The sequence below is a fragment of the Mesorhizobium sp. B2-4-1 genome, from assembly GCF_006442185.1.
GTDB lineage: Bacteria > Pseudomonadota > Alphaproteobacteria > Rhizobiales > Rhizobiaceae > Mesorhizobium.
Map to the genome: position 1 here is coordinate 111482 of NZ_VFVN01000012.1, position 19822 is coordinate 131303.

At 64.2% G+C, this 19822-nt stretch carries 24 protein-coding genes and 1 tRNA gene; 12 read left to right on the top strand and 13 right to left on the bottom strand.

Going from position 1 to position 19822, the window contains the following annotated elements:
• The first annotated feature begins 168 nt into the window (after positions 1 to 168).
• The 5 genes from FJ949_RS25790 to FJ949_RS25810 are packed head-to-tail and all read left to right on the top strand — an operon-like array spanning position 169 to position 4109.
• Positions 169 to 1155 (top strand): ABC transporter permease, encoded by a 987-nt coding sequence (locus tag FJ949_RS25790; RefSeq protein ID WP_140500427.1) that lies wholly within the window; start codon positions 169 to 171, stop codon positions 1153 to 1155.
• Positions 1152 to 1982: an ABC transporter permease gene (locus FJ949_RS25795; protein ID WP_140500429.1), complete on the top strand. Its 831-nt coding sequence runs from the start codon at positions 1152 to 1154 to the stop codon at positions 1980 to 1982. The genes FJ949_RS25790 and FJ949_RS25795 overlap by 4 nt, the downstream gene beginning before the upstream one ends.
• Positions 1979 to 2818, top strand: a complete 840-nt coding sequence (locus FJ949_RS25800; RefSeq protein ID WP_181172118.1) for an ABC transporter ATP-binding protein — start codon at positions 1979 to 1981, stop codon at positions 2816 to 2818. The genes FJ949_RS25795 and FJ949_RS25800 overlap by 4 nt, the downstream gene beginning before the upstream one ends.
• Positions 2815 to 3606 carry an ATP-binding cassette domain-containing protein gene (locus FJ949_RS25805; RefSeq protein WP_140500431.1) on the top strand — a complete coding sequence of 264 codons (792 nt, stop codon included), beginning with the start codon at positions 2815 to 2817 and terminating at the stop codon, positions 3604 to 3606. The genes FJ949_RS25800 and FJ949_RS25805 overlap by 4 nt, the downstream gene beginning before the upstream one ends.
• Complete coding sequence (locus FJ949_RS25810) at positions 3603 to 4109, top strand: L-2-amino-thiazoline-4-carboxylic acid hydrolase (protein ID WP_140500433.1); 507 nt, start codon at positions 3603 to 3605, stop codon at positions 4107 to 4109. Before FJ949_RS25805 ends, FJ949_RS25810 begins: the two co-directional genes overlap by 4 nt.
• Before the next feature lie 12 nt (positions 4110 to 4121).
• On the opposite strand, the gene FJ949_RS25815 is transcribed toward FJ949_RS25810, so the two are convergent.
• The 4 genes from FJ949_RS25815 to FJ949_RS25830 form a co-directional block, all read right to left on the bottom strand.
• Positions 4122 to 4868: an ATP-binding cassette domain-containing protein gene (locus FJ949_RS25815; RefSeq protein ID WP_140500435.1), complete on the bottom strand. Its 747-nt coding sequence runs from the start codon at positions 4866 to 4868 to the stop codon at positions 4122 to 4124.
• Entirely contained in the window at positions 4861 to 5922 is a 1062-nt protein-coding gene (locus tag FJ949_RS25820) for a ribose ABC transporter (protein ID WP_140500436.1), read from the bottom strand. The genes FJ949_RS25815 and FJ949_RS25820 overlap by 8 nt, the downstream gene beginning before the upstream one ends.
• A gap of 99 nt (positions 5923 to 6021) precedes the next feature.
• A complete protein-coding gene (locus tag FJ949_RS25825) occupies positions 6022 to 6999 on the bottom strand; it encodes an ABC transporter substrate-binding protein (protein ID WP_140500438.1) in 978 nt (325 codons plus the stop codon).
• 427 nt (positions 7000 to 7426) lie between these two features.
• Positions 7427 to 8332, bottom strand: a complete 906-nt coding sequence (locus FJ949_RS25830; RefSeq protein ID WP_140500440.1) for a sugar-binding domain-containing protein — start codon at positions 8330 to 8332, stop codon at positions 7427 to 7429.
• A gap of 285 nt (positions 8333 to 8617) precedes the next feature.
• Here FJ949_RS25830 and FJ949_RS25835 point away from each other — a divergent pair, with 285 nt between their 5' ends.
• Positions 8618 to 9526, top strand: coding sequence for a tagatose-bisphosphate aldolase (locus FJ949_RS25835; protein WP_140500441.1), 909 nt, complete (start codon positions 8618 to 8620; stop codon positions 9524 to 9526).
• A gap of 35 nt (positions 9527 to 9561) precedes the next feature.
• A complete protein-coding gene (locus FJ949_RS25840; protein ID WP_140500443.1) occupies positions 9562 to 11016 on the top strand; it encodes an ROK family protein in 1455 nt (484 codons plus the stop codon).
• Between the two features lie 40 nt (positions 11017 to 11056).
• On the opposite strand, the gene FJ949_RS25845 is transcribed toward FJ949_RS25840, so the two are convergent.
• Positions 11057 to 11668: an NAD(P)-dependent oxidoreductase gene (locus tag FJ949_RS25845; RefSeq protein ID WP_140500445.1), complete on the bottom strand. Its 612-nt coding sequence runs from the start codon at positions 11666 to 11668 to the stop codon at positions 11057 to 11059.
• A 36-nt stretch (positions 11669 to 11704) separates the two neighbouring features.
• Positions 11705 to 12343, bottom strand: coding sequence for a DsbA family protein (locus FJ949_RS25850; protein WP_140500466.1), 639 nt, complete (start codon positions 12341 to 12343; stop codon positions 11705 to 11707).
• Positions 12344 to 12476: 133 nt separating this feature from the next.
• On the opposite strand from FJ949_RS25850, the gene FJ949_RS25855 reads away from it, so the two are divergent.
• Positions 12477 to 13394, top strand: a complete 918-nt coding sequence (locus FJ949_RS25855) for a LysR family transcriptional regulator (protein ID WP_140500446.1) — start codon at positions 12477 to 12479, stop codon at positions 13392 to 13394.
• A gap of 87 nt (positions 13395 to 13481) precedes the next feature.
• Here the strand turns inward: FJ949_RS25855 and FJ949_RS25860 are convergent, their stop codons facing one another.
• The 4 genes from FJ949_RS25860 to FJ949_RS25875 form a co-directional block, all read right to left on the bottom strand.
• Positions 13482 to 13778: a DUF982 domain-containing protein gene (locus FJ949_RS25860; protein ID WP_140500448.1), complete on the bottom strand. Its 297-nt coding sequence runs from the start codon at positions 13776 to 13778 to the stop codon at positions 13482 to 13484.
• Between the two features lie 338 nt (positions 13779 to 14116).
• Positions 14117 to 14428 carry a hypothetical protein gene (locus tag FJ949_RS25865; RefSeq protein WP_224647517.1) on the bottom strand — a complete coding sequence of 104 codons (312 nt, stop codon included), beginning with the start codon at positions 14426 to 14428 and terminating at the stop codon, positions 14117 to 14119.
• Positions 14429 to 14501: 73 nt separating this feature from the next.
• Positions 14502 to 16133, bottom strand: coding sequence for a chaperonin GroEL (groL, locus tag FJ949_RS25870; RefSeq protein WP_140500449.1), 1632 nt, complete (start codon positions 16131 to 16133; stop codon positions 14502 to 14504).
• Between the two features lie 57 nt (positions 16134 to 16190).
• A complete protein-coding gene (locus FJ949_RS25875) occupies positions 16191 to 16505 on the bottom strand; it encodes a co-chaperone GroES (protein ID WP_140500451.1) in 315 nt (104 codons plus the stop codon).
• A gap of 328 nt (positions 16506 to 16833) precedes the next feature.
• Between FJ949_RS25875 and FJ949_RS25880 the strand changes: the two genes are divergently transcribed.
• Positions 16834 to 17175 (top strand): hypothetical protein, encoded by a 342-nt coding sequence (locus tag FJ949_RS25880; RefSeq protein ID WP_224647518.1) that lies wholly within the window; start codon positions 16834 to 16836, stop codon positions 17173 to 17175.
• 24 nt (positions 17176 to 17199) lie between these two features.
• Positions 17200 to 17478 carry an usg protein gene (locus tag FJ949_RS25885; RefSeq protein WP_140500453.1) on the top strand — a complete coding sequence of 93 codons (279 nt, stop codon included), beginning with the start codon at positions 17200 to 17202 and terminating at the stop codon, positions 17476 to 17478.
• A gap of 123 nt (positions 17479 to 17601) precedes the next feature.
• Here FJ949_RS25885 and FJ949_RS25890 read toward each other — a convergent pair whose 3' ends face one another.
• Both FJ949_RS25890 and FJ949_RS30460 read right to left on the bottom strand, forming a co-directional pair.
• Positions 17602 to 17919 carry a DUF982 domain-containing protein gene (locus tag FJ949_RS25890; protein ID WP_140500455.1) on the bottom strand — a complete coding sequence of 106 codons (318 nt, stop codon included), beginning with the start codon at positions 17917 to 17919 and terminating at the stop codon, positions 17602 to 17604.
• Positions 17920 to 18010: 91 nt separating this feature from the next.
• Positions 18011 to 18160, bottom strand: coding sequence for a hypothetical protein (locus FJ949_RS30460; RefSeq protein ID WP_181165362.1), 150 nt, complete (start codon positions 18158 to 18160; stop codon positions 18011 to 18013).
• A 26-nt stretch (positions 18161 to 18186) separates the two neighbouring features.
• Here FJ949_RS30460 and FJ949_RS25895 point away from each other — a divergent pair, with 26 nt between their 5' ends.
• Positions 18187 to 18669: an Hsp20 family protein gene (locus tag FJ949_RS25895; protein WP_140500457.1), complete on the top strand. Its 483-nt coding sequence runs from the start codon at positions 18187 to 18189 to the stop codon at positions 18667 to 18669.
• Between the two features lie 78 nt (positions 18670 to 18747).
• Complete coding sequence (locus FJ949_RS25900; protein WP_140500458.1) at positions 18748 to 19254, top strand: Hsp20/alpha crystallin family protein; 507 nt, start codon at positions 18748 to 18750, stop codon at positions 19252 to 19254.
• A 336-nt stretch (positions 19255 to 19590) separates the two neighbouring features.
• Here FJ949_RS25900 and FJ949_RS25905 read toward each other — a convergent pair.
• A tRNA-Met gene (locus tag FJ949_RS25905) sits at positions 19591 to 19667 on the bottom strand.
• Positions 19668 to 19822: the final 155 nt, after the last annotated feature.

Sequence of the window (19822 nt, forward strand, 5' to 3'; positions counted from 1 at the left end):
GGGGGGAGATTGGCAACTTGTCTGTCCCGCGAATTTTCCGACGTTGGGGATTGGCGAAGCCAAAAATGACAGCCAATCTCCCCCCTTGCGGGGGAGATGTCCGGCAGGACAGAGGGGGGTGCCCAGGCGCGGTCCTAACCAACGTATCGCCAACCCATCGAGGGCCGCATGAACCGCGCCCTCACGCTTCTCCGCCGTCGCCTCGTCGGCAGCGTCTTCGTGCTTTTGATCGTCGTCATCGGCACGTTCCTGTTGCTCGAAGCCGCCCCGGGCGACGCGGTCGATGCCTATATCGTCTCGACCGGCGGCGATGCCGGCATGATCGAGCTGTTGCGCCATCGCTGGGGCCTCGACCAGTCGGAGCTGACGCGGCTCGCCAACTATCTCTGGGCGCTGCTGCATCTCGATCTCGGCCAGTCCGTCACCTTTTCGCGGCCGATCCGCGACGTGATCCTCGAGCGCCTGCCGACCACGCTGTGGTTGATGGGCAGCGCCACCGCGCTTTCCTTCGGCCTCGGCTCGGCGCTGGGCATCTATGCCGGCGCCAGGCCGGGCAGTTTTCGCGACCGTTTTCTCTCCATCGGTTCGCTGGCGCTCTACGCGGTGCCGGGTTTCTGGCTCGGCCTGGTGCTGATCGTCGTCTTCGCTGTCGACCTGCGCTGGCTGCCAATCGGCGGCATCGAGACCATCGCCTCCGGCAAGGCCGGCCTCGACCGCGCCGCCGACATCGCCATCCATCTCGTCCTGCCGGTCTCAGCCCTCGGCTTCATCTACCTGGCGCTCTATTTGCGGATGATGCGTGCCGGCATGACCGAGGTCTGGCGGCAGGATTTTGTGCTGGCCGCCCGCGCCAGGGGCTTGTCGCGCCGCCGCATCGTGCTTGCCCATGTCGCCCGCAATGCGCTGCTGCCATTGGTCACGATGCTCGGCCTGCAGTCGGCGCAGATGCTGGGCGGTAGCGTCGTGATCGAGAGTGTTTTTGCCGTGCCCGGTCTGGGTCGGCTGGCGCAGGAGGCAGTGGCCGCGCGCGACACGCCCTTGCTGCTCGGCATCATTCTCGTCAGCGCCGTCCTGGTCATCGTCATCAATCTTCTCGTCGATGTCGCCTATGCCTTTCTCGACCCGCGCGTCGGCGCCAGCGAGGCCGGCACATGAGCACGCTCCGCCGCTTTCTGCGCACGCCGGAGGCGGTCGCCGGCGCCATCCTCCTGGCGGCATTGTGCGTCACGGCCCTGTCAGCGCCGCTGCTGTTTCCGGGCGACCCGCAAGCCATCGCCGGCCCGGCGCTGCTGCCGCCCTTCCAGGACTGGTCGCTGCCGCTCGGCACGGATCGCCTCGGCCGCGACGTGCTGGCCGAGCTTTTCCACGGCGCCCGCACATCGCTTGCCGTCGGCCTTGCGGCAGCCGCCGCCGCACTGGCCATCGGCTCGATGGTGGGCACGATGGCCGGGTTTGCCGGCGGCCTCACCGACGAGGTGCTGATGCGCGTCACCGATGCCTTCCAGACCGTGCCGGGCTTTTTGCTCGCTCTGGCCTTCGTCAGCGTCGTCGGCCCTTCGCTCGGCGTCGTCGTGGCGGCAATAGCGCTCGGCACCTGGACCGGGCCCGCGCGCGTGGCCCGCGCGGAAGTGCTGTCGATCCGCGAGCGCGACTACGTCGCCGGCGCGCGCGTCATCGGCATGCATCCGCTGGAAATCGCCTTTCGCGAGGTGCTGCCCAATGCCTTGCCGCCGGTGCTGGCGCTGTCCTCGGTGATCGTGGCAGCGGCGATCCTCACCGAGGCGGCTTTGTCCTTCCTCGGCCTTGGCGACCCCAATCGGGTCACCTGGGGCGGCATGATAGCGGAGGGCCGCGCCGTGCTGCGCACCGCGCCCTTCCTGTCGATCGTACCCGGCATAGCACTGGTTCTGACGGTGCTCGGCGTCTATCTCACCGGTGAAGGCATCGTTGAAACCACGGCGGTCAGAAGAGGCCTGTCGTGACCGCGCTGGCTTCGATCCGCAACCTCGCGGTGACCTACCGCCGTGACGACGGCGAGGTGGTGGCGCTGAGGGACATCAGCCTCGACATCGTGGCAGGCGAGCGGCTGGCCGTCATCGGCGAAAGCGGTTCGGGCAAAAGTACGCTGGCTTTGGCGATTGCGGGGTTGTTGCCGGCGAGCGCCAGGATTGACGGACGTATCGATTGGGTTTTGCGACCGTCGATGTTGGGTGCCAAGGCAGAACGCCTACCTTCCCGTTTTCTCGAAAAGGCACCCCTCCTCGGCCGCGATATCGGCTTCATCTTTCAAGACCCGTCCGCCAGCCTCGATCCTGTCATGACCGTCGGCAAACAGATCGCCGAAGTCTCCCGAACCCATCTCGGTCTCACATGGCCTCAGGCATACGCCAGGGCGAAGGACCTGCTCGAACGCGTCCGCCTGGCCGACCCGGACTCGGCCCTGCGCGCCTATCCGCATCAGCTGTCCGGCGGCCAGAAGCAGCGTGTGGCGATTGCAGCCGCGATCGCAGCCGGCCCAAGACTTTTGATCGCCGATGAGGCGACCAGCGCGCTCGACACCATCGTGCAGGCCGAGATCGTCGCACTGATCCGGCGGCTGGTGGAAGAAGACGGCATGACGCTGCTGTTCATCAGTCACGACATTGCGCTGGCCGCCGAGCTGGCGGACCGCATTGCCGTGTTCCGGCATGGCGAATTGATCGAACTTGGCGCCACGCAACAGATCGTCAGTGCGCCAACTGAAGCCTACACGCGCGCGCTGCTCGAGGCCCATATCGGCCTCGACGCCGAACCGCTGCACCACGGTGTGATGGCATGAGCGCCCCTGTGCTGGCGGTTTCCAACCTTACCAGGCATTACCGCCGTGGCGGCAAGACAGTTACCGCGGCCGACGACGTTTCTTTCGAAATCGGGCCCGGCGAGACGCTGGCGCTGGCCGGACCCTCCGGCAGCGGCAAGTCGACGATCGCCCGGCTGGTGTTGCGGCTGATCGAGCCGGATGCCGGCCGGATCGAGTTTGAAGGCCATGATTTCCTGGCTCTGGGCGGCGCCAGCTTGCGTGCGCGTCGCGCTCGCTTGCAGATGGTGTTCCAGGATCCGCTTGCCGCCTTCAATCCGCGCGCCACGGTGGCGCGCGTGCTTGACGATCCCTTGCGTATCCACGGGCTCGCCTCCCGTTCCGAGCGCCCGCGCCGTATCGCCGCCCTGCTGGAGCGCGTCGGGCTTGCGGCGGAGCTCGCCTCTCGCGCCATCCATCAAATCTCGGGCGGCCAGCGGCAGCGGGTGGCGATTGCCCGCGCCATGGCCACGAAACCCTCGCTGATCGTGCTCGACGAAGCGGTGTCGGCGCTCGATGTTTCGGTGCGCGGACAGATCCTCGATCTTTTGCTCGACCTGCAACGCCAGGAACGGATCGCTTATCTCTTCATTTCGCATGATCTCGGCGTCGTCAGGGCCGTAGCCCACCGCGTCATCCTTCTCGATGGCGGGCGGATTGCCGAGAGCGGCGATGCCCGCGCCGTCATCGATGCGCCGCGATCGGCTATCGGCAAGGCGCTTGTGGCCGCCGCACCAAAACTCAGAAGAACCACGCAGGAAGCATCATGATCGACCCCGAAGCCAGAGCCGAGAAACTGTCGCGCGAACTCGATTCCGCTTTCCGCAACCGGGCCGACCTCTATCGCCTGTTCCTGGATGAGTTGACCGGAGAGCTGGGCGCCGAAAGAGCCGAGGCGATAATGACCCGGACCATCGAGCAGCGCGGCAAGGAAGTGGCCGCAGCCGCCTTCGCCGCATTCGGTCCCAACGACGCGCGCTCAATCGGCGAAGCTTTCCTGTCGGTCAGCCCGGATGACGGCCGGATGTATCCGACCGATGTCGAACGCGGGCCCGACCGCATCGCCTTCAAGGTGAAACGCTGCCCCCTCAAGGATGCCTGGGTCGAGGCCGGCGTCGGCGAGGAAAAGCTCGCCACGCTCTGCCGCATCGCCGGCGCCTTCGACCGTGGCCTGTTCGAAGCGACCGGCGTGCGTTTCGACAATGTCACCTGGACGCCCGGCCACGGCAGCGGCTGCTGCCATATCGCGCTGACCAACCGCGATGCCGGCTAGCAATTGACGGCCTTAGCCGCCGACCATCAGCCTGACGACCTCGTCATGGTTGGTCTCGGAAATCTTGCGCTCGCCGGCCTGGATCCCACGCCGCAGCACGACGATGCGATCGGAAACGGCGAAGATGTCCTGGAGATTATGCGAGATGAAGATCACGCCGCGCCCTTGCGCCTTGAGCTGATGGATGAGCGAAATCACCTTGCGCTGCTCCGGCACGCCGAGCGCGGCCGTCGGTTCATCCATGATCAGGATCTGCGCGTCCCAGTAGACGGCGCGGCCGATGGCCACGGCCTGCCGCTGGCCGCCGGAGAAATTGCTGACCGGCGCGTTCAACCGGCTGACGTGAAAGTCCAGCCGCTTCATCGTCTCCCTGGCGGCCTCGGCCATGGCCTTGCGGTCGAGCACCGGCAGGAAGCCGAACGCCTTGCGCATCGGTTCGCGGCCGAGGAAGATGTTGGCACCGATCGACAGATTGTCGGCCAGCGCGAGATCCTGGTAGATCGTCTCGATGCCCTTTTCGCGCGCCTCCTGCGGCGTGGCGAAAGCCACCGGCTGACCTCTGAGCAGGATTTCTCCGCCCGTCGGCTGGAACACGCCCGATATTGCCTTGATCAGGGTCGTCTTGCCGGCGCCATTGTCGCCGGCAAGCGCCACCACTTCGCCCGGCCGCACGGCCATGGAGAAATCGTTGAGCGCCCGTACCGCACCGAAGTGCTTGGAAAGGTTCCGGACTTCGAGGAGGGGCTCGGTGCTATTCATCCTGACGGGCTCCACTGAACCGGCGCTGCGCCTGGTCGATGAGAACGGAAATGATGATGACGACGCCGACGGCGATGAACTGCCAGAACGGCTCCACATTGACGAAGACCAGCCCGTATTGGATGACCGCGATCACCAGTGCGCCGGCGACGGTGCCGAAGATGGTGCCGGAGCCGCCGAACAGGCTGGCGCCGCCGATCACCACCGCCGCGACGCTGTCGAGCAGCAGCGGTTCGCCGGCCTGCGCTGCCCCCGCCGTGAAGCGCGCGGCATAAAGCGCGCCGCCAAGGCCGGCGCACATTGCCGACAGCACGTAGAGCCGCAGGATGTGGCCCCTGATGTCGATGCCGGCGCGGCGCGCCGCCTGCACATTGGCGCCGATGGCGTAATTGTGCTGGCCGAAACGGGTCTGGCTGAGCAGATAGTGCATCACGACGACGAAGACAGCAGCGATCATCACCAGATAGGGCACGCCATGGAACTTGCCGTTGCCGAGCAGTGCGAACCAGGAATTCTGTACCGGCACTGTCGTGCCGCCGGCAAGCAGGAAGGCGACACCGCGGGCGACGCCGAACATGCCGAGCGTGCCGATGAAGGGCGGAACCCTGAGCCGCGAGATCAGCAAGCCGTTGATGACGCCGGGCACGCCGGCCACGATCACCGCGGCAAGGATGCCGGCCAGCATGGCCAACGGCAACGGAATGGCGGCGCCCGCCATGTTGGTGGCATGCGCGGCGATGACCGCGGCAAGGCCCATGATGAAGCCGAGCGAAAGGTCGATGCCGCCTGATATGATGACGAAGGTCTGCCCGGTCGCCAAAAGCAGCGGCGCCACGGCGAAAATCGCGATGGATTGCAGATTGAACGGATTGAGCACGAAAGTGGCGCCGAAGGCGCTCCGCGACCAGATCTCGAAACAGATGATCAGGCCGGCGAGAAACAGCCAGGCGCGCCCCTCGGCGATGCGTGCGATCCAGCTCCTGGCGGGATCGCCGTGGTCAGCCTGGGGGGCGACATGCTTCTCGGCTGGCTGTGCTGGTGATGTCGAGGTCATGAGTACTCCGCGGCGCGGCTGCCTTCAAACAGGTCCCGCCCTGGCGGGACCGGCACAGGCTCCTCCCGGCGCACCGGGAAGAGCCAAGCTGGTCCGGACTTACTCGGAGTAGAGATACTTCGAGATGTTCGGATCGGCGATGTTGGACTTGTCCATGATCGTGAAGCCGGTGCCGATCGTGACCGGGATGGATTGGCCGGTCAGGTGGGCATAGGCCGAGACGACGCCGAAATAGCCGATCTCTGCGGGATGCTGGGCGATCGCCACATCCACAAGGCCGGTGTTGATGTTGTCGACGATGCTGGTCGGAGCATCGAAGGCAACCACTTTGACGGTGCCCGTCTGCCCTGCCTGCTTGACGCCATTGGCGGCGCCCAGCGCCGAGAACAGATTGGCGCCGAACACGCCGACGAGGTCGGGGTTGCGCGCGAACACCGCCTGCAGCTGCGAGGCCGCCTTGTTGGCGTCGTCGTCATTGAACTGGGTCTCGAGAACGGTGATGCCGGGATGGTTGGCCATCTCCTTCTTGAAGCCTTCCTCGCGCTGGTCGGTGGTCGAGATGCCGGGCTTGACGTTGGAGACGTAGACCTTGCCCTTGTCGCCGACGGCCTTGGCAAGCGCCCGCGCCGCGATTTCGCCGCCCAGCACATTGTCCGAAGCGATGTAGGCCAGCGGGAAATCGGCGTCACCCGCTCCGGTCTGATAGGCGCCGGTGCCGATGAACGTATCCACGGTGATGACCGGAATGCCTGCGTCATTGGCCTTGCGCAGCGGCTCGACCAGCTGGACCTTGTCGGTAGGCGCGATCAGGATCGCGTCCGGCTTCTTGGCGATGACCGCGTCGAGCACCGGCACCTGGGTGACCGGATTGAACTCAGGAGCGCCCTGGAAGACCAGGTTCACGCCAAGGGCGTCGGCCGCGGCCTGGGCGCCCTTGCGCATGGTGATGTAGAAACCGTCGGTGGTCAGGCCCGGAACGAGCGCGATGGTGTATTTCTTGTCCTGCGCCTGCGCGGGCGCGATAAGCACCGTCGCGCTGACGGCGAGAGCCGCAAGCGCGGCAACGATCTTCTTCATGACATCCTCCTCATTGTGTTGGCAGATCTGCCGTTGCAAGTGACATCGAATGGCCGTCGTCCGCTTGGGACAAGACGGCCGGGAACGCCTGTTTGCTTTTCGCGGGCAGCTCCTCCCAAGCGCCCTCCAGTCGATATGTCAGCCGGTCCAGCCGACCGGCACGATAGCCACGGTCACTTCCTCGCCTCCGCGAGGTCAGAGAACCACAGCACCCGGCATGCATTGCACGCCAAGTTCACAAACTTGTAACACTTTGCAGAAATAAATTGCAACTCGGTTTTCCGGGTCGCAACGCCGGATTTTTCACGCAACATCCGACTGCTCCACAAAGTCCCGCCGAACTATTGCCTCGACTTCTCGGCGGCACAACCGATTTCGTAAAATCGCCCTCGCGAACTGGAATGCGGCGGCGGGGCGGCGGGCGGCACTATCGCGGCGGCAGGGTAGCGAGGATGGCTTGCGCCGTCTTCGTATCCGTTATCACGGCGTTGATCAGCTGAGCGCGAGCGGCGCCGATGATGGCCGTCGCCTTCTCCGGCGACGCCGCGACACCGATCACCAGCGGCACGGCGCGGAGCTGCGCCGGCGACATAGCGATCATCCGGCCCTCTCCTTCCCAGGCGATCAGCGCGCCATCGGCATCGAAATAATGCCGAAGGACATCGCCGGCCGCATGGACCAGCGCCTGCTCGCTCGGCGTGGCGGCGCTCGCCTCGGGTGCATTGATGGCATGCGGCAGGCCGATGCCGACGATCGCCACATCGGTCCTGTCCCACAGCGCGACGGCATCGCTGATGGCGGCATCACCAAGGAAGACTTCACGCAATTCACTGGAAGGCAGATAGGGCGCATGAATGAAGTGCGGTGTCCCGCCGAACTCCTCGGCGGCGAGGCGGACGAATTCGTTGACCTGAAAATGCGCCGCGTGCTGCTGCATGCCGCCGGTGGCGGCAACGGTCAGCACGCCCGGAATGCGCGGCAGGCCGGCGCGGATCACCTCGCGCACCGCGCGCCCCCAGCCGATGGCGACCACGGAGCCGGCCACCAATTGCGCCTGCTTGAGAAGGCCGCCGAGCGGGCCGGCCAGCGCCGTCAGCGCGCCTGCGGCCGGCGTCTCGACCACCGCTGCGTCACGCAGGCCTAGCCTATCGATTAGCTGTCCGGTGATCTCCTCAGGCGCCGCCAGATCGAGAACCTCGATACGGACGATCCCTTCCGCCCGCGCCCGCTGCAAGAGGCGCGATATGGTCGCGGTGGAGACGCCAAGCTGCCGCGCGATATCGACCTGCGACATCTCCGCCTCGTAATGCAGTTTGGCGACCGTGTGCAGCATCGTGCGCGATGCGGTCGCATCCTGAATGGGAGGGACAGCCAGCTTGCAATTCCTTTCAGCAACGTGTTACACACGTATACGCCGATGGGAGTTATCGCGCAAATCCGGCGAACTCGCAACTTGAGGCCGTCCTGCCCAGGCGCCGGCAAGGTGTGCTTTTCCGGGCAATGGACGGCGCATCAAGACGGCAATTCTCCCCTGCCGGCAGGCGGGCAAAAACTGAACATTCTTGTTTCCACGGGATCCGCGCCCTCGGCCAGAGAGCGCCAACATCGGACAGAGACCATGACAAAGATGACCACCGCGGAGCTGCGCGGCTATCAGCAGATATGCGGCAAGGACGGGGCCATGCTGGCCATCGCCTGCGACCAGCGCGGCGGCATGCGCACCTTGCTGGCGTCGGATCCGGCCGAACAGGCCAGGATCACCAACGACATGCTCGGCGACACCAAGGCCGACATCACGCGCTACCTTGCAAGTGCCGCGTCCTGCGTGCTGCTCGACCCGCTCTGCGCGGTGCCGCGGGTTGTCGAGGAGGGCGTGCTGAACCGCGATACCGCGCTGCTTATCGGCCTCGACGCCTCGGGTTTCGACGTCTCGCCTGAAGGCTATCGCCTGTCGCGCCTTGTCCCCGGCATCGATGCGCGCCGCGTGCGCGAACTGGGTGGCACGGGCGGCAAGATCATGGTGTATCTGCGGGCCGACAAGCCCGAAGCGAATGAGCACAACATCGCCATCCTGCGCCAATGCATCGCCGATTTCGGGCAGGAAGATTTGTTGCTCGTCGTCGAATTCCTGACCTATCAGCTCGAAGACGAAAGCCCGGAAGATTATGCGGCGAAGACCCCCTGGCTCGTCGAGGAAGGCACAAGGATATCGCTGGAGTGCGGGGCAAAGGTGCTGAAGCTTCCGTATCCCGGAACGCCGGAAGCCTGCGCCAACATCACCAGAATGGCTGGCGAGGTGCCGTGGGCGGTGCTTTCGGCCGGCGTCAACCACGCCACCTTCCTCGGCCAGGTCGAGATTGCCATGCAGAACGGCGCCTCCGGCGTCATCGCCGGCCGCTCGCTGTGGAAGGACTGCATCTCGCTCGATCGTGACATTCAGCGCGAAAGGCTTAAGACCATCGCGGTGCCGCGATTGCGTGAGATCCAGGCGGTAATCGGGCATCACCGGCGCAAGGCCGCCGCCTGATATCCGCGTTGGATCACCGACACGTGCAGGACGTCATGCCTCTCAGCATAGGGATAGATATAGGCGGCACCAATCTGCGGGCCGCCCGCATTTCGGGCGCCGGCGAAATCCTCGAACGTCTGTCCGAAAAGAGCGCGCCGGACCCGCAGGCTGTGCTCTCGCGGATCGCCGGGATGGTGCGCCGGCTCGACACATCGGAGGTTTCGGCCATCGGCATCGGTGTTCCCGGTCGCGTCGACGCGGATCGCCGCGCGGTCCTGTCCGGCGGCTACGTCAATCTGGCCTCCGTCTCGCTGGCGCAGCGCCTGGAAGACATGGCCGGCAAGCCCGTCGTCATCGACAATGACTGCAACATGGCACTGGTCGCCGAGATGGCGCTCGGCGCCGGCCGGGGCCATCACGACGTCGCCATGTTCACCATCGGCACCGGCATTGGCGGGGCCGTCGCTCAACATCGGCGGATCGTGCGTGGCCGGGCAACGGCAGGGCAGCTCGGCCACATCACTGTCGACGTCAATGGCGAGGTCTGCGCCTGCGGCCGGCGCGGTTGTGTCGAGACCACCAGTTCGGGCACCGCGCTTGGCCGTCACATCGCGCGGGCCGGCTTGCGTGCCGACCTTTCGGTCGACCAGCTCTTTGCCCGCGACGCCGCCGGAGACATCCAGGCGCGCACTATACTCGAAGCCTGGGCAATGCCCTTACGTGCCGCCATCGATACCAGCGTCGCCATGTTCGACCCCGGTGTCGTCCTGCTCGGCGGCGGTCTTGGCTGGGCGGCACACAAGGCGCTCGGCCGCGCGCCGGCCCTGGCGCCGTGGTACCAGTGCCCGGTCGAGCCGGCGCAGCTCGGCGACGACGCCGGCGTGATCGGGGCGGGATTGCAGGCGCTGGCCGGAACAGACATGGCGACAGCGCCGATTTTTGGCCGGCATTTTGTGCAAGCCGGCGCGGCCAGGCGCGCCGTGCTGGTCAACGGCATCCCGGCCAGCGGCAAGAGCACGGTGTCGCGCGGCATCGCCGACCGCATGGGATGGCCGTTGCTTGCGCTCGACACGATCAAGAATCCGTTTCTCGAGGTGCTCGGCGGCGGCGACCGCGCATTCAACCGCACGCTCGGCCGCGCCAGCTATCGGGCGATCTGGTCAGTCGTCGGCGAAGCCCCAGCGGGCTCCACATTCATCGTCGACGCCTGGTTCGGTTTCCAGCCGCGCGAGCTGCTCGATGATCATCTCAGGAATGCCGGGGTCGAACAGACCGTCGAAATCTGGTGCCATGCGCCCGGCGAAGTCCTTGCCGAGCGTTACGGCGCCCGGCTCGGCCAGCGTCTCCCCGGCCATCCAGGCGCGTCCTATATCCCCGAACTGATCGAACTCGCCAGGCGCGCCGAACCGCTGCGGCGCGGTCCGCTCTTCGACGTCGACACGACGAAACCGATCGACCTCGATGCCATCACGGCATGGCTGCGAGCGATGATGACGGGCGACGTTTAGAATGTTGGTGGACAAGAAGCAGCTGGCCTGGCCTGCCTAGTCAATAACCGACGGTGAAGCGCTGCTTTATGTGGGCGGGCTTCTCGATCTCGTCGACCATCGCGATGGCGTAATCCTCGAAGGAAATGCTGCTGCCCTTGTCCGAAGCCAGAAGCGTGTCCTTGCCGAGGCGGAACTTGCCGGTTCGCTCGCCCGGGATGAACATGGCGGACGGCGACAGGAACGTCCAGTCGAGGTCATCGATGGTCTTCAACTTGTCGAGGAAGTCGGCGCCCTTCTGCGCCTCGGCCTTGTAGATGTCGGGAAATTCGGGCGTGTCGACCAGCCGCTTGCCGGGCGCGACCTCAAGGCTGCCCGCACCGCCGACGACCAGGTAGCGCTTCACGCCGGAGGCTCGCACCGCGGCGATCAGCGTGTCGGCATCGCTGTCGAGGAAATGCACCGAACTGATCACCACATCATGGCCGCGGATCAGCTTGGCCAGGCCTTCCATGTCGAAGACATCGCCCTTCCTGGCCGTCACGCCAGGCAGCGCAGCGATTTTTTCAGGATTGCGGGCGATGCCGGTGACGGTATGGCCACGGTCGGAGAGTTCCTTGAGCAGGCGCGAACCGACTTCGCCCGATGCGCCGATGAGAGCGACTTTTGCCATATCTTTTTCCATTCCTTGTTGGAGGTCGGTTGGGGATCACGCGGCCGCGATATGAGCGAGGAGATTGTCGAAACTGCCGAACAGCGCGTTCGAACCGATGAGGCGCGGCGCATCGTTGCTGATGATGGCGAGCGAAGGCACGCCGTTGGAATGCAGGCGCTGGAACAGCGCGCGGCCTCGGCCGACCAGTTCGCGGTGAGCTGTCAGCAATCCTTCGGTTGGCGCCTTCACCAGTTCGCGGGCATCGGCCATGCCGGCGTCGGCGAGCACCTCGGCGACACCGCCGACCGTGACGATATCGCGCCCATCGACATAGCGCGCGTTCTGGATCGCCTTCAGCGCGGCCAGCCGGCGGCCGGGATCTTCCGGGCCCGCTGCGGTAATCGCGAGGGTCGCGGCATGGGAATCCAGCAACGTGCCGCGAACATTCAGCACGTTGTCCCGATAGGCCTGCGTGAAAACCTGTCCCGTTAACCGCTCGATGCGCTGGTCGTTCGCCCAGGCATGGGCGGCAAAACCGTCATCCATCGGCCGAGCGCCTGCCCCCGAAAACAGCCCGGTCGGCAAGAGCTCGACGCGCACGCCGCTGCCGGACAGTTTTTCGAGCATCGGGCTTGCGCCATAACACCAGCCGCAGAGCGGATCGAAAAGATAGGTCACTTCTGGATTGCTCACGGTCGCCCGGTCTCCGTTGCGGTGGCGTTGGTTGCCCCGTCCCCCAAATTGTCTGGTTACATGTGGCAGGTGATGGTCTTGCAATAAATGGCGTCCAATAATACAAACTGTCTGATCCAATCAGACAAAGCATGTGACCGAACTCCTCAATCTCAATCGGCTTGTCTATTTCACCACGGTGATGGAGACAGGCTCGTTCACCACGGCGGCGGACCGGCTTGGCGTGGCCAAGGCCGTGGTCAGCCATCAGATCGGCAGGCTTGAGCAGGAACTGGGCGCGACGCTCATGCGGCGCACGACGCGGCGTGTCACGCCGACCGAGGAGGGTCGCCTGTTCTACGACCGCGCGATGATCATCCTGCGCGAAGCCGAAGCGGCCTATGGCGAGATCTCGCACGGGGCGATCGAACCCAAGGGAATGCTGAGGCTGACCGCGCCGCTCGACTATGGCACGAAGATCGTTGCGCCGGTCATGGCCGCCTATCTCCGAACTTATCCGCATATGCGCGTCGAGGCGATTTTCGATGACGCCGTCAGCAATCTGGTGGACGAGCAGATCGACCTCGGCATCCGCGTCGGCTGGCTTGCGGATTCGTCCAATCAGGCGCGGCGCCTGGGCACGATACAGCAGGTCGTGGTGGCGAACCCGAGCTTCGCCGCAAGCCTGCCGCCCGATGTCACCCCGCGCCAGGCAAGATCGCTTGCCTGGGTCGGCAACGCCCAGCTGCGCGGCGTCGGCCAATGGCTGTTTTCAAGAGAGGGAGAAACGGTGTTGACCGAACTCAACCCGGTCATCATGTGCGACAAGAGCCCGGCGGCTCTTGCCTGCGTGCTCGCCGGTATCGGATTGGGCGTATTTCCCGACTACAGTGTCGGCGACGATATCGCCGAGGGACGTCTCGTGCCGGTATTTGCCGACTGGATGTTGCCTGTCGGCGGCATCCATGCCGTTTTCCCTCCGGCCCGGTTCCGGCCAGCCAAGGTCCGCGCCTTCGTCGAGTTGCTGGCGGCCGCCGAGAAGAAACGCTCGCGTCTCGTCGAAACGGCCTGAGGCGACGAGACAGCCCGCCAGCTCGAGGCTGACGGGCCGATCATTTTGGATCGCCGGGGCGCTCACCGATAGGTCGCAAATAGATACTCAATCCGCTCGCACGGCGCGGCCACCGGATGCGATACTGGCAGGCGAGATCATATTCGGCACCAGAATGTCATTGCGGCGCGCGAAGGCGATCAAGGTCGCCCGCACGGTTTCCGCATCGATCTCGCCGGCAATGCCGGCTTTGCAAGCGTTGAGGGCGACGGCATGGGCGCCGTTCCGGCTGGCAACGGGCCAGTCCTGCAGCATGGCATATGCTTCCATCGCAGTCTCGATCGTCACCGGAAGCCCCATTCCGACCAAGATCGTCACGGGTTCTTCAAAGCGCATCTGTGCCATGGTTTAAACCTCCATTCGATGGCAAACGAACCGAAGCATGTCGGGCAGCCTGGTGCGCGAAGACAGGTCGGCGCGGATAGGGCGGGTGCGCCGGTGTCGTCGGATTTCCGGCGGCCGCGAGCCTGATCTCGGCTGGCTCGACCGGGCTTGGCTTGAGCACCGGCGAGCCTCGGCCGGGCGCCGGTAGCGCCTTATGCGCCTTGGCGAGCGCCTCGAGCCAGGCAAGGACGGAAAGCGGCGGCCGCGCCCGCCCATCGAGCCAGGCGGCGACCTGGCCTTGCGGCCAACCAAGCTCGTCGACGAGGTCTGCCGCTTTCCACCTCAACGTTTTCAGGCATTCACGCAATTGGCCCACGATCATGTCGGTCCTCTTCCCAACCGGACATCGGTCCATCGTTTGCTGTGGGGCTCCGATGATCGCGTCCTCCATCCCTGGTTGAGCCGCCGGAGCCTTCCGAGGCTGCCGACACATGCTGCGCGGCCAGGAACATCAGCGTCGACGCCGCCGTACGGCGGCTCCAGCCTTCGGACTCGGCCATGTCGAGAACGCGCATCAACAATGGCCCCAGCACGCTCCTGCATTCTGCCTCGTAGGCGAGAAATTCGTTTGCCGGATGCGTGGGCGCCGAAACGGAACCGATACCGGTCATAGTGGTCTCTCTCCAAACTTTCCCCGGGAGGCCGCCCGCTCCCACTTGTGGGAGCGGGCGGCCTCCCGGCGTCCTAGAAGTCCATGCCCGCGCCGGCGGGCATGGCAGGGGTCGCGGCCTCCTTCTTTGGCTTCTCGGCCACCATCGCCTCGGTGGTGACCAGCAGGCCAGCGACGGAAGCGGCATCCTGAAGCGCGGTGCGCACGACCTTTGCCGGATCGATAACGCCTTGGCCGTAGAGATCGCCGAACTCGTTGGTCTGGGCGTTCCAGCCCCAGCCGAACTCGCTCTTCTCACGCAGCTTGCCGACGATGATCGAGCCCTCGGCGCCGGCGTTCTCCGCGATCTGGCGCACCGGGGTCTCGATCGCACGCCGCACGATCTCGACACCGGTCCTCTGGTCGGCATTGTCGATCGGCAAGGCATCGAGCGCCTTGGCGGCCCGGAGCAACGCGACGCCGCCGCCCGGGAGTACGCCTTCCTCGACCGCCGCACGGGTCGCATGCAGCGCGTCGTCGACACGGTCCTTGCGCTCCTTCACCTCGACTTCCGTCGAACCGCCGACACGGATGACGGCGACGCCACCGGCGAGCTTCGCCAGCCGCTCCTGCAGTTTCTCGCGGTCGTAGTCGGAGGTAGTCTCCTCGATCTGCGCTTTGATCTGGGCGATGCGGCCCTGGATCTCTTCCTTGCGGCCAACGCCGTCGACGATGGTGGTGTTTTCTTTTTCGACCACCACTTTCTTGGCGCGGCCCAGCATCTGCAGCGTGACGTTCTCGAGCTTGATGCCGAGATCCTCGCTGATCGCCGTGCCGCCGGTGAGGATGGCAATATCCTCCAGCATCGCCTTGCGGCGATCGCCGAAGCCGGGCGCCTTGACTGCCGCGACCTTCAGGCCGCCGCGCAATTTGTTCACGACCAGCGTGGCGAGCGCCTCGCCCTCGACATCCTCGGCGATGATCAGCAGCGGCTTGCCCGACTGCACGACCGCCTCGAGGACGGGGAGCATGGCTTGCAGGTTGGACAGTTTCTTCTCGTGGATCAGCACGTAGGGCTCTTCGAGCTCGACGCGCATCTTGTCCTGGTTGGTGATGAAGTACGGGCTGAGATAGCCGCGGTCGAACTGCATGCCTTCGACCACCTCCAGTTCGGTCTCGGCGGTCTTGGCCTCCTCCACCGTGATGACACCTTCATTGCCGACCTTCTCCATCGCCTCGGCGAGGAACCGGCCGATCTCGGGATCGCCATTGGCCGAAATGGTGCCGACCTGGGCGATCTCGTCGTTTTTCGTCACCTTGCGGGCGTTGGCCTTCAGTTCGGCGACGACCGCTTCCACGGCCTTGTCGATGCCGCGTTTCAAATCCATCGGATTCATGCCCGAGGCGACGGCCTTGGCGCCTTCCTTGACAATGGCTTGGGCCAGAACGGTCGCGGTTGTGGTGCCGTCGCCGGCGATGTCGTTGGTCTTCGAAGCGACTTCGCGCACCATCTGCGCGCCCATGTTTTCGAACTTGTCTTCCAGTTCGATCTCCTTGGCCACCGTCACACCATCCTTGGTGATGCGCGGCGCGCCGAAGGATTTGTCGATAACGACGTTGCGGCCTTTGGGACCGAGCGTCACCTTCACCGCATTGGCCAGAATGTCGACGCCGCGCAGCATCTTCTCGCGGGCTTCGGTATGGAACTTCACTTCCTTGGCAGCCATTGGATCACTCCTTCAATTTAGGCAGCTTTCGTTGACTGGTAACCTGGCAAGAAGCCGTCAGGCGGCCTTCTTCACGGTCGCGGTCTGCTCGATCACGCCCATCACATCGCTTTCCTTCATGATAATCAGGTCTTGGCCGCCGAGCTTGATCTCGGTGCCGGACCATTTGCCGAACAGAATGCGATCACCCACCCTGACGTCGAGCGGCTGTAGCTGCCCGGCTTCGTTGCGGGCGCCGGGGCCGGCGGCGATCACCTCGCCTTCCTGCGGCTTTTCCTTGGCTGTGTCGGGAATGATAATGCCGCCAGCCGTTTTCTCCTCGGCTTCGATGCGGCGGACCAGGATACGGTCGTGCAATGGGCGGAACGTCATGTCGTTCTCCTTCAAGGACAAACAGTTTTTGAGGTGCCGGACCGGCAATATCGGCCCGGCAAGAGGTGCCGCGACCCTTGTTCAGGCATCGCGCGCGCATATCGAGCTAGTTTTGGAATTTTCCGGTTTCAAGAGGTCCGCGCAAAAATTTTGGCACTCGTCGCATGAGAGTGCCAACGCGTTGTTATCATGCAGGGATTCTCGCCAGGTCGACGATTTCACCGCTTGAATTTTGGTAAAGAGCCAACAAGATTATCCTGGCCGGTGCTGCCGAAGCACAGCCGGAAACTGGACGCTATCGAGGAGTTTTTGCAGACGGAGGACAACGATGGACCGACAGAAATTTTCGCCGATCATGCCTTCCCTGACTGACACGCCCGACACCTCGCTTGACCGGCTGCTTTCGCCGGCGAGGCACTTCAAACATCCTGACAAGGTATTGGAAGACGACGCGCTCGACCTCTGGGAAAAGCGGGCGATCCTGTCGTCTTGGGCCTCGGATGCCTGCGCGGTGGAGTCGATGCCGGAACTGCGCCTGCCGCCGGGAGTCGAGCGGCCGGTTTGCTTCGACCACATCATGGAGGCCTTGTGCAAGCTCGACATCGACGTGCCGGCGCCGCGGTCCACGCCGGATGAATTCCGGCACGACTTCGCCAGGATGAATGCATAAGGTCGTAAGCGAAAGGAGAAACATATGGTGACTGCGGTCAGCAGAGAATTCCGCCTGCAGATGGATGGCTACGGCCTGACCACGGCCGAGATTCACTATCATATGCCTGACTACCCCAACCTGCTGCAGCTCTATGTCTGGCAGGAATACGACCTCGCTCCCGATTTCCCGGAGCTGAAGGGCTTCCTTGGCTATTGGGAAAGCGAACTGGACGGCACGCTGCATTCCGTGCGCGTCGCACATCATCGTCTAATCACACCGTCGGAATGGCGCGCCGTTGACGGCATCGTTGCCATCCATTGAGCGGATCACATTGAGCGGATCAAAAAACCTGAAGCGCGTCGCCTGCAACGCGGCGCGCTCAAAGGCTCGATTGAGCATACCTAAAATCAGAGTTCCCGAGCAGGATGAGTGATGGGATTCGTGTCATCCTGCTCTGACAGCCATCGGCTGGGCCGTCCTTGACATCGCCGCGGAACGGAATTGCTGGGGCGAAGCGGAGCGGCCCCTCGTCAGGCCGGCTCGCTTGGCCGCCTTCAAGAAGGCCTTGTAGGCGGCACGCCCGCTGCGCCAGCCATCCAGCGCATCACGGCATGCACGGCCGGCGGCGCGCCAGCTTGGTCCGCGCGCCCATTTCGGCCATTGTTGATCCAGGCATTCCAGAGCCTCGAAGCTGCTGGCGACCTTGCGTGGGGCGTCCGACAATTCGAGGGTAATCGGCTGGGGAAACCGAATATCGTTCATCACTTCCTCCGTTTTTTGACGTCTTTTTGCGAGTAAGCAATCGGATGGCGTCACCGGCGACCGTCCATCCGTGATCGAGATGGTCAGCCGTTCAGGCCGCGTCAAGGGCCGCCGGAATCTCGACGAGACGTTCGATCAGGCCTCTTGACGCCACGCCCGTCAGTTCCCAGATCGATTCCGCCGGCGCCGGAAGGGCCGGCAGGTCAAGGAGTGCCGCATCCTTGGCACTCCTCGTACCCATGTTGCTCAGCGAAGGAGGATATGGCTATGAGAACCGCTTTCGACTTTTCACCGCTCTATCGGTCGAGCATAGGCTTCGACCGCATTTTCGACCTGCTGGAGAATGCCAGCCGCACGGCGAACGTCGACAACTGGCCGCCCTACGACATCTCCAGGACCGGTGACGACGCCTACCGCATCACCATGGCGGTAGCCGGCTTCGGTCAAGACGAATTGAGCATCGTGCATGAACCCAACATGCTCGTCATCGCCGGCGAGCGTGCCGGAGAGGACAATGGCGAATACCTGCATCGCGGCATCGCCGGACGGCCGTTTGAGCGACGCTTCGAACTTGCCGACCATGTGAAGGTGACCGGCGCCGGCCTCGTCAACGGTCTCCTGACCGTCGATCTTCAGCGTGAGATTCCCGAAGAGATGAAACCGCGCAAGATCGAGATCGGCACCAGCATGGCCAAAGCCAAGGAAAAATCCGCGGCAAAGCCCGTGCAAGTGGAAAAACAGGCCGCGTGAGGCAATTCGGGTCAGGGCTTCCACCAACCGGACGCCGGTCGCCCGGTGGTGGAGACGCAAGCAAAGAGGAGAAAGACAATGAGCGTACGTGATCTCATTCCTTTTGGCCGGGAACGCGGACAGGTGCCCAGCCTTTTGCGCGATGGCGAACGTGATCCGTTCATGTCGTTGCACCGCGAGGTCAACCGTCTTTTCGACGATGTTTTCCGTGGTTTCGGTTCGGGGCTGCCGTCCTTGTCTTCCGTTGCCGCCGACGGCGCACGCTGGCCAAGCGTCGAGATCTCCGACACTGGAAAGGAGGTCCGTGTCACGGCCGAAGTGCCCGGCATGGAGGAAAAGGACATCGAGGTCCTGCTCGATGACGACGTGCTGACCCTGAAGGGCGAAAAGCGGTCCGAGACCGAGGACAAGGAGCGCCAGTTCTCCGAGCGCTATTACGGCCGTTTCGAGCGCCGCATTCCGCTCGGCGTCGAGGTAGAGCAAGACAATGTCGAAGCGCGCTTCAGGAACGGCGTCCTGACGGTTACATTGCCGAAGACCGCGAAAGCGCAAGCGCAGGCAAAGCGGATCGAAATCAAGAGTTGAACACCTATGCCGGCGGTTGGACAAACCCACCCGCCGGTTCAGGTCGAGATGTTGACGGCTTACACTGCGGACGCCATTGCTTTGCCGGCTGGATTATTTTCGGCGACAGGTCTGTCTTTTGTGCGGTGGCCCGGCTTGCCCGCCCCCCTGGTCGCTTTGACTTGGCTTGGCTTGTATGGTTCTGGCGGGCGGATTGTGTTTGGTTTTGCGGGATTTGTTTTTGACCTTGGGCGTCGGCTTTGGGTATTTGCGGGCCCGTGATGAGGGTTCTCAAATCAGCGGGGGGCCATCAGCCGGATACAAGAACAGCCCGGGGTGAGCCGGGCTGTTTTGATTTGGTTGCGGGGACAGGATTTGAACCTGTGACCTTCAGGTTATGAGCCTGACGAGCTACCGGGCTGCTCCACCCCGCGCCACCTATGAGCAAGCGTGAGCTTGCTTCGACCTCTGGAAGCAGGTGTTTTCTGCTTCGATCTCTGGAAGCAGGTGTCTCTGCTTCGATGTTTGGAAGCGGGCGATTGCCTGCTTCGCGCCGCCAAATTGAAAGGGCCGCTTACGCGGCCCGTTG